Consider the following 12,026-nt stretch of genomic DNA (forward strand, 5'->3'; position numbering starts at 1 on the left):
ACGCCGCGCCCGGCAAGGCTTGGACGGCGGGGCTGGACTAGCGGGTCGGAATTCGTACAGACCTCCCGGCTTCGGCCGGACGAGGCTGCACGCCTTGCCGGGCGGCGAGCGCGCGAATGCGCGCGAGCGCCGGCGCGGGAAACGGCGCCGCCCGGCGGGCGGTCATGTCCATGTGCAGGCCGAGAAACTCGTAGCTGGCGGCGACCTCGCCGTCGGCGGCGCGGAACATGCGGGAAAATCCGTGCAACCGCTTGTTGTCGTGATCGAGGATTTCGGTTTCGATTCGCATGCTGTCGCCGACGCGAAGCTCGCGCCGGTAGACGACGTGGGATTCGACGACGAAGAACGATCCGTTCTCGTCGCGCCGGTATGCTTCGCCGATACCGAGGACGTCGAGCAGCTTGTCGGTGGCGTGATCGAACGCGAGCACGTAGTAAGCGACGTTCATGTGACCGTTGTAGTCGATCCATTCCGGCCGCACGGTTTCCTCGTGCGGCACGAGCGGTGGCGACGATTCGGGCGCGGTCAACGGCATTGCGACCTCTTTACCTTGGCGACCGCCGGATTATGACGACCGGATTCGCCGCCGCCCAGTGGCAAACGGTCAACCCCATGATCCGACACGGGCATTACCCCTTGCCCCGGCCGCAGCCTCGGTGCGATAAGCGGGGCGCGGCGGGGGTTAAAGCCTCCGCCGATGACCATGCAGACGCCATCTCCCGCCCTCCCCGACCCTTCCGCTTCCGACGCGCGCCCGCCCGCCATCAGCGTCGTGGTGCCGCTGCTCAACGAAGCGGAAAACGTGGCGCCACTCGTCGCCGAAATTGTCCGGGCGCTCGTCGGCCGACCCGGTACCGAAATCGTATGCGTGGACGACGGCTCCGCCGACGATACGGCCGAACGGGTGCGGGCGGCGATGGCGGCGACGCCTTCCCTGCGCTTGGTGCGCCATGCGCGCCGCGCGGGCCAGAGCGCGGCCATCGTCACCGGCGTGCGGTTCGCGCGCGGCGATATCGTCGTCACCATTGACGGCGATGGCCAGAACGATCCCGCCGACATCCCGCGCCTGCTCGACGCCTGGCTCGCCGAAGCCGAACGCGACACCCTGATGATCGTCGGCTGGCGCGCGCGGCGGCGCGATACCGCGATCAAGCGTCTTTCGTCCCGTATCGCCAATGCGGTGCGCGCGCGCGCGCTCGGCGACGAAACGCCCGACACCGGCTGCGGCCTGAAAGTCTTTTCGCGCGCGGCTTTTCTCGCCCTTCCCGCGTTTAACCACATGCACCGTTTTCTTCCTGCTCTCATGCGCCGCGCGGGTGGGCGTGTCCGATCCATTCCCGTCAACCATCGCCCGCGCCGGCGCGGGCGATCCAATTACGGAACCTGGGACCGGTTGTGGGCCGGATTGCTCGACCTCGCGGGGGTAGCGTGGCTTAACCGGCGGCGTCTTGTTGCCGACGCGCGCGAGGACTTGCGCCCGGGAGAATCGCGCCCGTGAGTTCCCGCCCCACCAGCGGTCGGCTCGTGCTGCGCAGCGCGGCCTTGTTCCTGTCGCTCGTCCTCGTCGGCGCGGCGCTGCACGTTTCGGGACTCGCGGGCATGCTCGACGAAAAATGGATCGATGCCTACGTGCGCGGCCAGGGCCTGCGCGGCGAAGCGTTGTTCGTCGCCGCGGGCGCCATGTTCGTTGCCGTCGGCCTCCCTCGCCAGGTCGTCGCCTTCCTCGCCGGTTATGCGTTCGGGTTCGCGATCGGTAGCGCGCTCGCGCTGCTCGCGGCCGCGCTTGGCTGCGTCGCGGCGTTCGCCTATGCGCGGCTGTTCGGACGCGAATTGGTGGCGGCGCGGTTTCCGGCACGGGTGCGCCGGATCGACGACTTTCTCGCCGAGCATCCGTTTACCATGACGCTACTGATCCGTTTTCTGCCGATCGGCAGCAACCTGATCACCAACCTTGCCGCCGGGGTGTCGCGCGTGCCGTTCGCGCCGTTCGTGGCCGGATCCGCCGTCGGCTACATCCCGCAAACCGTCGTGTTTGCGTTGGTCGGCAGCGGCGTCGCCGTCGATCTCGCCTCGCGCGTGATTTTGGGGGCGGTGCTGTTCGCGGCGTCGGGCGTGCTCGGCGTCTATCTCTACCGCCGCCATCACGGGACCAAGACCCTCGGCGACGAGCTGGAGCGCGATCTCGATCCCGATTCGGCCGACGCCGCGGGCGCGGACCGCAGGAACGGGGCAAAACCATGATGCCGCGCGGATCGTTTCCGGTGACCCTCGCTTGGGCGGGCGGTTGGCTCGCCGTGGTCGCGGCCGGAATAGCGCTGCGCCCGCACCTGCCGGTGGACGAAACCCGCTATCTCGCCGTCGCCTGGGAAATGTGGCGCGATCGCGGTTTTCTCGTGCCCCACCTCAACGGCGAGACCTACAGTCACAAGCCGCCGCTGCTGTTCTGGCTGATGCACCTCGGCTGGGGCATCTTCGGCGTCAACGACTGGACGCCGCGCTTGGTCGCACCGTTGTTCGGGCTTGGCACGCTCGTGCTCACGGCCGCGCTCGCGGCCCGCCTGTGGCCGGAAGACGCGCGCGCCGTGCGGCTCGCGCCCGCGCTTCTGTTCGGTTCCGCTTTTTTCGCCCTGTTCACCACTCTCACCATGTTTGATTTGATGCTCGCGTTTTTCGCGGTGCTCGGTCTGCTCGGCCTAGCGATCGCGGCCGAAGGCCGCTGGGGCCGCGGCATGGCGATATGCGGCATTGCGCTCGGTCTCGGCGTCCTCGCGAAAGGCCCCGCGATTCTTCTGCACGTTCTGCCCGCCGCCCTCGCCGCGCCCTGGTGGGCGCCCAATCTTGCTGGTGCGCGGCTTCCGCACTGGGGTCGGTGGTATGCCGGCGTTTTCGGCGCGGTGCTGCTCGGAGCGGCGATTGGGCTCGCCTGGGCGATCCCGGCGGCGATCGCCGGCGGGCCGGAGTTCGCCCGCGAGTTGTTTATCGGCCAATCGGCGGGGCGCATGGTCGAATCGTTCGCTCACAAGCGCCCGGTCTGGTGGTATGCCGCGTGGCTGCCCGTCCTGCTGCTGCCGTGGACGTTATGGCCGCTTCCTTGGCGCGCGGTCAGGCGCGCCGGATCCGCCGCCCCCATCGGCGGCGATGGCGGGATTCGCCTCACCCTGATCTGGCTCGCCGCCGCGTTCGTTGCGTTCTCGTTCATCAGCGGCAAGCAGCTGCATTATCTCCTGCCCGAGTTTCCGGCGCTCGCCCTGTTCGTCGCGCGGCTCGCGTCGGGTTCCGCCGCCGCGCCGGCGACAAGTCTTGGGCGGTTCGGGGCGGGGGCGCCGGCGCTCGTCCTCTTCGCCATCGCCTTCATCGCCGGTCTTCTGCCCATCCTGCCCGGAACCGGCAAGCTTCTCGCCAGGCTCGCCGGCGTCGAATTCTTCTGGATGGCGCTGCCGGCCCTCGCCGCGCTCATAACCGCGATATTCGCGTGGCGCCGGCGCCCGACCGCGCCCGAAACCACGGTCGGGACCGGCGCGGCCTTGATGGCGCTGCTGGTGGTCGCGGTGCATCTGGCGGCGCACCCGATGCTCGCCCAAGCGCACGATCTTTCCGCGACCGCCCGGCGCCTGAAGGCCTGGGAGGACGCCGGCGAGGCGATCGCCCATGTCGCCAAGTACCACGGCCAGTTCCATTTCGCCGGGCGCTTGGAAAAACCCATCGCCGTCATCGGTCTCAACGACAGGGACTCCGGCGATTGGCTCGCTGCCCACGCCCGGGGCAAGGTGGTTTCCTACCGCGACCGGCTGCCGTCCGCGGGCGAGCCCCAGCCGCTTTCAGCCGATCCGTTTCGCGACGGCTGGGTGGTGGTCTGGGACCGCGACCAGCTTGCCCGGCACCCCCGTTCGGTCTACCGCGATTAATAACCTTTCCCGAAATTGGCCGGCCTTTGCGCTTGACAGAGGGCCTCCGGCTCATTAAATCGCTGGCACTCGATATGGGTGAGTGCTAGCAGCACTTTAACCTATTGTAAACAAATGAACATCAAGGAGATTCGCCGATGAAGTTCAGGCCGTTGCACGACCGCGTTTTGGTAAAGCGGATCGAGCAGGAAGAACGGACCAAGGGCGGAATCATCATTCCCGATACCGCCAAGGAAAAGCCGATGGAAGGCCGCGTGATCGCCGCCGGCAGCGGCAGCCGCAGCGAGGACGGCAAGATCACGCCCCTCGACGTCAAGGCCGGGGACCGCATCCTGTTCGGCAAGTGGTCCGGCACCGAAGTCAAGATCGACGGCGACGAGCTGTTGATCATGAAGGAATCCGACATTCTCGGCATCGTCGAGGAAAGCAAGAAGAAGTAACTACGCGGAACTCGTTTCCGCGCGTCTCATTCCAAGGAGAACAGCCAATGCCTGCTAAGGACGTAAAATTCGGCATGGAAGCGCGCCAGCGCCTGTTGCGCGGCGTGGACATTCTGGCCGACGCCGTGAAGGTGACGCTCGGCCCCAAGGGCCGCAATGTCGTGCTCGAAAAATCTTTCGGCGCGCCGCGCATCACCAAGGACGGCGTGACGGTGGCCAAGGACATCGAGCTCGCCGACAAGTTCGAGAACATGGGCGCGCAGATGGTCAAGGAGGTCGCCTCCAAGACCAGCGACGAGGCCGGCGATGGCACCACCACCGCCACCGTTCTCGCCCAATCGATCGTGCGCGAAGGCGCCAAGGCGGTCGCCGCGGGCATGAACCCGATGGACCTGAAGCGCGGCATCGATCTCGCCGTCGAGGCGGTGGTCGAGGACGTGAAGAAGCGCGCGAAAAAGGTTTCGACCAGCGCCGAAGTCGCCCAAGTCGGCACCATTTCCGCCAACGTCGACCGCGAGATCGGCGACATGATCGCGCGGGCGATGGAAAAGGTCGGCAACGAGGGCGTCATCACGGTCGAAGAAGCCAAAGGCTTGACCACCGAGCTCGACGTGGTCGAAGGCATGCAGTTCGATCGCGGCTACACCTCGCCCTACTTCATCACCAACGCCGAAAAGATGACCTGCGAGATGGAGAATCCCTACATCCTGATCCACGAAAAGAAACTCTCGGGCCTTCAGCCTCTGCTCCCGGTTCTCGAATCGGTGGTGCAGTCGGGCCGTCCGCTGCTGATCATCGCCGAGGAAATCGAGGGCGAGGCGCTGGCGACACTGGTCGTCAACAAGTTGCGCGGCGGCCTCAAGGTCGCGGCGGTCAAGGCGCCCGGCTTCGGCGACCGGCGCAAGGCCATGCTCGAGGACATCGCCGTCCTCACCGCCGGCCAAGTGATTAGCGAAGACCTCGGCATAAAGCTCGAGAACGTCACCTTGCAGATGCTCGGCCAGGCGAAGAAAGTCTCCATCGACAAAGACGACACCACCATCGTCGAGGGCGCGGGCAAACGCAAAGACATCGAAGCCCGCTGCGGCCAGATCCGCGCGCAGATCGAGGAAACCACCTCCGACTACGACAAGGAGAAGCTCCAGGAGCGACTGGCGAAGCTCGCCGGCGGCGTGGCGGTGATCCGGGTCGGCGGCGCGACCGAGGTCGAGGTCAAGGAACGCAAGGACCGGGTCGACGACGCGCTGCACGCGACCCGCGCCGCGGTCGAGGAGGGCATCGTCGCCGGCGGCGGCGCGGCCCTGCTCTACGCCACCCGGGCGCTCGACAAGCTCAAGCCCGACAACGACGACCAGCGGACGGGCGTGGATATCGTCCGCCGTGCGCTGCAGGCCCCGGCCCGCCAGATCGCGGAAAACGCCGGCGTCGATGGCGCCGTGGTGGTCGGCAAGCTCCTCGAGAACAAGGACACCAACCTCGGCTTCGACGCCCAGGAAGGGAAATACGTGGACATGCTCAAGGCCGGCATCATCGATCCGGCCAAGGTTGTCCGCACCGCCCTTCAGGACGCGGCTTCCGTTGCCGGCCTGCTCGTCACCACCGAGGCGATGGTCGCCGAGCGGCCGGAAAAGAAGGCCCACTCGCACGGCGCCGGTCACGGCCCGGGCGACATGGGCGGCATGGGCGACTTCTAGGCCGTCCAGCGATTGCTCAAGGAGAAGCCGCCCGGCGACGGGCGGCTTCTTTATTTTGGCCCGCGTTGCCGCCCGGACTGGAACCCTTTAGGGTTTACGCGACTTTATTTTCGCCATGGGTTCCCATCTTCGCCTATTGCTGGAAGGCCCCGACCAAGCCGTCGTGCTGGGCGCGGCGGGCATTGCGTTCGTCCTGCTCGCGGCGCTCGGGCGCACGGCTGCCGGACCGCGCGCGCTGCCCGAAGCGACGATCATCTTCGGCTGGTCGGTCGCCGTCGCCGCGTTTCTCGTTCCGCACATTTTTTTCGGCGTCGGGTTTGCGGCGACGGGATGGTTCGTGTTCGGCGGCGGCGCGATCGCGCTGCTGTGGCTGGCCGCAAGGCGTGAGGCGCCCTTCGCCCCGATTCTGGCGCGCGCGGCCCTCGTCGCCCTGCCCTTGCTGCTGATCGCCGCCGCCCACCGCGCGTCCGAGTGGGACGAGTTTTCCCATTGGGCGGGTGCCGTGCGCTATCTGGTCGAAAAGAACGCCCTGCCGACCCGCGCCGATCCCGAGCACGGCCTGATATTCCCGGCCTATCCGTTCGCCTTTCCGATCTTGAGCGCGCTCGTTTCCCAAATTGCCGGGCGGTTTCACGAGGCGGCCGGGGCGGTCGCCAATGTCGTTCTGCTGCTCGGCTACGGCGCGCTCGCCGTCCGCCTCGCCGCCGTCGGGGCCGGGCGCGCGACGACCGGGCCGCACCCCGCCCCTTCCTTCGCCGCTTCCTGGACGGCGGCCGCCTTCGCCGTGGCGGCGGGAACGATCTTCAACCCGTCCTTCGTTCAAAAGATCGTGCTCACCAATTACGCCGACACCTCGACCGGGGTCGTGACCGCGTTCGCCGGCGTAATGGCGTGGTTCGCGGTCGAGGCGCTGGCGGAGAAACGCGACCGCGATGCCCGCGCGTTGGCCTGGCAATTCGGGCTTGCGGGCGCGCTGCTGGTCGCCATCAAGCAGGTCAATCTCGGCATATTGTTTCTCGTGGCCGCCTCCGCCGGCATCGTCGCACTCCGCGATCCAACGGTAAAACCGAAAAAACTACTTTCTCTCGTGCCTGCGGCGGTGGCACCACCGATCCTGATGTATCTCTTGTGGCGCCATCATGTTACCGCGTCTCTCGGCGGAACCGGCGAATTCACGCTCATGCCCGTGTCGCAATGGATGTTCGGCGAGGCGCCGGCAATCCTGTGGCGCATGGCCACCATCGCCGCCAAGAAGGGCGTCTACTTCGGCTTGATGGCGGTCGCGGTGGGCTTCGCCCTGCGCGCGCTTTGGCGCTGCCGCAGCGGCCTCGACCGGCTCGCCTTGATCGTCGCCCTGCCGTTTCTCGGCTACAACGCCTTTCTGCTGTTCGCCTATGTTGCCATCTTCGGCGCGGGCGAGGGGACCCGCGCCGCGTCGTTCTGGCGCTACAACATGCATCTTTCGCTCCTCGGCGCCGCGTTCTTCGCGTATCTCGCCGGCACCCTGTGGCGGCGATTCCGCGCCGACCGGCCGTTGCCGCGCCCGATCGGAACCGGCGTCCTCGCGCTCGTGGTTGCGTTGCCGATCGCGCTCGCGCCCAAGCTGCGCTTCGACCTGGAACCGCCGAAGCCGCACTACCGCGCCGTCGCCGAGGCGCTCAACGGCGTGGTGCCGCGCGAGGCGCGGTTGCTGGTGTTCGATGTCGGGGGCAGCGGGGAATCGGGCGTCATGACGTTCTACCATCTGCGCCGGGCCGACCGCCGGCTTGGCTACGTTTCCGCTTTTCATGGAGTGGACATGGCGAAGGCGAGAACGTTGTTCGCCGACAATCCGCCGGATTTCGTTTTGGTCCATTCCGGCGCCGAACTTGCCGCCGCCGCGACCGGCCTGACTTTACGCGAAGACGAATCCGTTCTGTTGCGCCGCGCCGACGGAGCTTGGGCCATTGCCCGACGGTGGCCCTATCCCAACCCAAAAGACGGCCGGCCATGATTCCCATCCTCGACGTCGTCCTGCCGGTGTTCGCGATCATTCTCGCCGGGTACGCCGCCGGGCGCATGGGCTGGCTCGGCGAGGCGAGTTCCGACGCCCTCAACCGCTTCGTCTACTATTGCGCGCTCCCCGCCCTGTTCTTCGGATCCCTCGCCCGCATCGAACCGGCGCGGATATTCGATCCGGCGTTCCTCGCCGCCTACACCGGCGGGCAATTGGCGGTTTTCGTCGCCGCGTTCGCGAGCGCCCGCCTCCTGTTCAAGAATTCCCCGGCCGAAGCCAGCCTGTTCGCCATGGGCGGCATTTTCGCCAACAGCGGCTACATGGGGGTTCCGCTCGCGCTGGTCGCTTTCGGCGCGGACGGCATACCGCCAACCATTGTCGCCACCGTGTTCATGAGCATGATCTTCATCGCGCTCGTGACGATCCTGATCGAGACCGATCCCCGCCGGCGGGCGGGCGGAGCCCGGGTCGTCCGCGACGCCGCCCGCGCGGTTTTTCAGAGCCCGCTGGTGATGTCCGCCTTGGTCGGCATGCTGTGGTCGTTGGCCGGCGTCGGCCTGCCCAAGCCGGTCGCGACGTTTTTCGATCTGCTCGGCGCGGCGGCGGGCCCCTGCGCGCTGTTCGCCATCGGCCTCTTTCTGGTCGGCAAGCCGATCCGGCAGGATTTGGGCGAGGTCGGCGCGATGGTCGCGATCAAGCTCGCCGTCCATCCGTTGGTCACTTGGGCGCTTGCCTTTCACGTCTTCGCGGTCGAAACGACGTGGGCGACGGTTGCGGTGGTGATGGCGGCGTTGCCGGCGGGCGCCAATTGCTTCGTTGTCGCCCAACGTTACGGTGTATACGTGCAGCGAGCTTCGAGCGGAATATTGTTGTCCACCGCCCTGTCCGTGGTGACGGTATCGATCCTGTTTTCGCTCTGGATCGCGAACTGAACCGTCCGCGCGCCATGAAAAACCCCCGCGTGGATTTCACGCGGGGGTCGGTTAAGCGAGCGCGTTACCGCCGCCGGGTTTCGGCCAACGCGTCTTTCTCGTCCAAGTCGATATCGGGGAAAGCGGTCGCCGGCCCCTGGCCGTTGTTGACCAGGAAGCGGCGATGCTGCTCGTAGGCGTCGCGCTCGACCGTGTAACGATCGAGCGCGCTTTCGGTCGCGGCGTTGATGGCGTCTTTCTTGTCGGCATAACCCACGCCGGCGTCGGCGGCCTTAAGCGCGAGCGGCGCGGGATTGGCCAGTCCGACCAGAATATCGCCGGTGGCATCGCGCAGATTGCTCGGCCCGAAGATCGGCAACACGATGTGCGGCCCGGGCGCGATGCCGTTGGCGCCCATGGCTTGGCCCAGGTCCTCGCGCCGCTGCTTCAGCCCGGCGTCGGTCGCCGGATCGCCGATGCCGCCGATGCCGGCGAAGGTGTTGATGAAGAAGCGCCGGGTCGCGACCGAAGCGTTGTCGGTATCGCCCTGCAACAGGCTCGATCCCGCGGTCAGCGGTTCGCTCAAATTGGAAAAGACGTTGGAGATCGCCTTTTGCATGTCGGTCGGCGTCACCGCCCGATAACCCTCGACCAACGGATCGAGAATCCCTTTGCGCAAGGCCGCGTTGAATTCGGAGGTCACCCGGTTGACGGATTCGAGCGGATCGTCGGTCGCGACCGGATCGCTCGCGTATGCCGGAGCGCCCGCCAGGACGCCCCAGCCAAGGACAGCCGTAGCCAGGATCACGGTGCGCCGCCGGCGCCGGGTTGGAACACGCATGACGGAATTCTCCCTGTCCGTTCCAATTCGATGCGCGGAAGACTAGCAAATCCCGACGCCGCCGGATATCGCCACCAACTGTCCGTTAGCGTTATGAAAAACAACGATAATTTTCCGAGGGTGCGCCGGAAGGCTATTTGTTATCCCCGGCGATCGCCCGGCAGACGGCGTCCGTCACCTCGCGGGTGGTCGCGCGCCCGCCGAGGTCGGGGGGAAGAAATTTGCCTTCACCGGTCGTGCGCTCGATTGCGCGCATCAGGCGCGCGGACGCCGCCTTTTCGCCGAGATGGTCGAGCATCATCGCCGCGGTCCAGAACGATCCGAGCGGATTGGCGATCCCTTTGCCGACAATGTCGAAGGCCGAGCCGTGAATCGGCTCGAACATGGACGGGAACTTGCCCTCGGGGTTGAGGTTCGCGGTCGGCGCGATGCCAAGGCTGCCGCTGAGGGCGGCGGCGAGATCGCTGAGCACGTCGGCGTGCAGGTTGGTGGCAACGACGACATCAATCGTTTCCGGCTTCAGCACCATGCGCGTGGTCATGGCGTCGACCAGCATCTTGTCGACCGCGACATCGGGATAATCGCCCTTGAGCCCGGCGAGCACGTCGTCCCACAGCACCATGCCGTGGCGTTGCGCGTTCGACTTGGTGACCACGGTCAGGCGCTTGCGCGGGCGGGAGCGTGCCAATCCGAAGGCAAAGCGCATGATCCGCTCGACGCCGGTCCGGGTGAACACCGCGACGTCAAGGCCGACCTCTTCGGGCAGGCCGCGATGCACGCGCCCGCCGGCGCCCGAGTACTCGCCCTCGGTGTTCTCGCGCACGATGATCCAATCGAGGTCCGAAGGATTTGCCGCCCGCAACGGTCCCATAATGCCGGGCAGAAGCCGCGCGGGGCGGACGTTGGCGTATTGGTCGAACCCCTGGCAAATGGCGAGACGCAGGCCCCACAAGGTAACGTGGTCGGGCAACTCCGGATCGCCGACCGCGCCGAAATAGATCGCGTCCGCGCCTTTCAGCAGGTCGAGCCCGTTTTCGGGCATCATCCGACCGTGGCGGCGGTAATAGTCCGAGCCCCAGGGCAGATGCTCGATCGCCAGGCGAAAACCGCCGTCGCGCTTTTCCAGGGCGCGTAAAACTTCGAGTCCCGCGCCAATCACCTCGGTTCCGATGCCGTCGCCGGGTATGGCGGCGATCCGGTATTCCCGCATATAATATCTCCTTCGTTTGGAACCGCGACGACCTTGCGGTCCAATGTGCCGCCGAATGCGGCGCGCGTAACACACCTGCCAGAAGCGGCCCGTTCAAGCAACCGGAACCCGATTTCGCGCGCGGTAACGCGTGAAGGATTTAGGCGCACGCACCATGCACGCGCCGACGAAAGGCACCATTCACGATCCCGCCTGGCGCGCCTTTGCCGCCTGGTGCCGTCGGCTTGCGCTCCGTCCCCTGCCCGCGCACCCGTGGACGGTGGGGGCGTTTCTTCTCTGGTGCGACGAACGGCCGGGCGCGGTCGCCGTGACCGAAGCGGTCGGCGCCATCGCCGCCGTGCATATCCGGCGCGGCTACGATCGGCCCGAGCGCCATCTCATCGTCCGGCGCACGCTGGCCGCGCTGGCGCGCCGGCACGGCATCATATCCACGACAACCGTGCCGATCCGATCGGAAAATACCGCCGCCGTCAAAGCTCGATCGCACAAACCCGTTCCGCCGCAGTCGCCCCGGGTTCTTCGCTCCCGGCCCAAGCTGGTCGCGCGCCGCGATTACCACGTGCATTGACGGTCAACGGACTTCAAGAGCGTGCGCGAAGCGCGCTTCCTCGATCGTGCGCCCGTCCCGCTCGCGCAGCAAAACGACTTCGGAACGATAGACTCCCGCCGGCCACGCGGCGATTTTCCGCCGCAGCCCGGCATACACGAACCGCCGCGCCTGGGTCTTTTCGACGGTGGTGGTGTTATCCGTCAAAGTCTCCCCCGCCGGGCCAAACAGGCGAACGCGGATACGATCTCCCGGCTCGACCCAATAGATGTCGGCCCAAGCAACCAGCGCGGGCGCGGCGGCGCTCAGGGTCGTCTCCCGGTGCAGACCGCGGCGGGTGGCGGCCGCGTCGGGGGCCGCGCCCGCGATCCCGCCGTTGTAGATCGCGCTTGGCCGATAAGGTTCGAGCGCCGTAAGGGCGCCTCCGCTCCAGAGCGGGCGGACGCCCAGCCCGCACGTCGCCCCGCCCGGCTCGACGCCGC

At 67.0% G+C, this 12,026-nt stretch carries 11 protein-coding genes; 8 read left to right on the plus strand and 3 right to left on the minus strand.

What is annotated here, in order from left to right; all coding sequences use genetic code 11:
- Positions 1-37: 37 nt before the first annotated feature.
- The gene (locus tag FJ311_08305; GenBank protein MBM3951440.1) at positions 38-535 is read right to left on the minus strand and encodes a thioesterase-like protein; all 498 of its coding nucleotides are present in this window, start codon (positions 533-535) and stop codon (positions 38-40) included.
- Positions 536-703: 168 nt separating this feature from the next.
- Between FJ311_08305 and FJ311_08310 the strand changes: the two genes are divergently transcribed.
- The 7 genes from FJ311_08310 to FJ311_08340 all read left to right on the plus strand — a co-directional run bounded on the left by FJ311_08310 (position 704) and on the right by FJ311_08340 (position 8,967).
- Entirely contained in the window at positions 704-1,498 is a 795-nt protein-coding gene (locus FJ311_08310; protein MBM3951441.1) for a glycosyltransferase family 2 protein, read from the plus strand.
- 101 nt (positions 1,499-1,599) lie between these two features.
- Complete coding sequence (locus tag FJ311_08315) at positions 1,600-2,241, plus strand: VTT domain-containing protein (GenBank protein ID MBM3951442.1); 642 nt, start codon at positions 1,600-1,602, stop codon at positions 2,239-2,241.
- Positions 2,238-3,905, plus strand: coding sequence for a glycosyltransferase family 39 protein (locus FJ311_08320; GenBank protein ID MBM3951443.1), 1,668 nt, complete (start codon positions 2,238-2,240; stop codon positions 3,903-3,905). The genes FJ311_08315 and FJ311_08320 overlap by 4 nt, the downstream gene beginning before the upstream one ends.
- Before the next feature lie 137 nt (positions 3,906-4,042).
- Entirely contained in the window at positions 4,043-4,345 is a 303-nt protein-coding gene (locus tag FJ311_08325; GenBank protein MBM3951444.1) for a co-chaperone GroES, read from the plus strand.
- Between the two features lie 47 nt (positions 4,346-4,392).
- Positions 4,393-6,039 (plus strand): chaperonin GroEL, encoded by a 1,647-nt coding sequence (gene groL, locus FJ311_08330; protein MBM3951445.1) that lies wholly within the window; start codon positions 4,393-4,395, stop codon positions 6,037-6,039.
- A 115-nt stretch (positions 6,040-6,154) separates the two neighbouring features.
- Complete coding sequence (locus tag FJ311_08335; GenBank protein MBM3951446.1) at positions 6,155-8,032, plus strand: hypothetical protein; 1,878 nt, start codon at positions 6,155-6,157, stop codon at positions 8,030-8,032.
- Entirely contained in the window at positions 8,029-8,967 is a 939-nt protein-coding gene (locus FJ311_08340) for an AEC family transporter (GenBank protein MBM3951447.1), read from the plus strand. Before FJ311_08335 ends, FJ311_08340 begins: the two co-directional genes overlap by 4 nt.
- A 64-nt stretch (positions 8,968-9,031) precedes the next feature.
- Here FJ311_08340 and FJ311_08345 read toward each other — a convergent pair whose 3' ends face one another.
- Together FJ311_08345 and FJ311_08350 are read right to left on the minus strand one after the other, a co-directional pair.
- Positions 9,032-9,787 carry a VacJ family lipoprotein gene (locus FJ311_08345; protein ID MBM3951448.1) on the minus strand — a complete coding sequence of 252 codons (756 nt, stop codon included), beginning with the start codon at positions 9,785-9,787 and terminating at the stop codon, positions 9,032-9,034.
- Positions 9,788-9,920: 133 nt separating this feature from the next.
- Complete coding sequence (locus FJ311_08350; protein ID MBM3951449.1) at positions 9,921-10,997, minus strand: tartrate dehydrogenase; 1,077 nt, start codon at positions 10,995-10,997, stop codon at positions 9,921-9,923.
- Between the two features lie 154 nt (positions 10,998-11,151).
- On the opposite strand from FJ311_08350, the gene FJ311_08355 reads away from it, so the two are divergent.
- Entirely contained in the window at positions 11,152-11,565 is a 414-nt protein-coding gene (locus FJ311_08355; protein MBM3951450.1) for a hypothetical protein, read from the plus strand.
- The last annotated feature ends 461 nt before the right edge of the window (positions 11,566-12,026 follow it).

The sequence above is a fragment of the Rhodospirillales bacterium genome (assembly GCA_016872535.1).
In the GTDB taxonomy this organism is placed as follows: Bacteria; Pseudomonadota; Alphaproteobacteria; order Rhodospirillales; family 2-12-FULL-67-15; genus 2-12-FULL-67-15.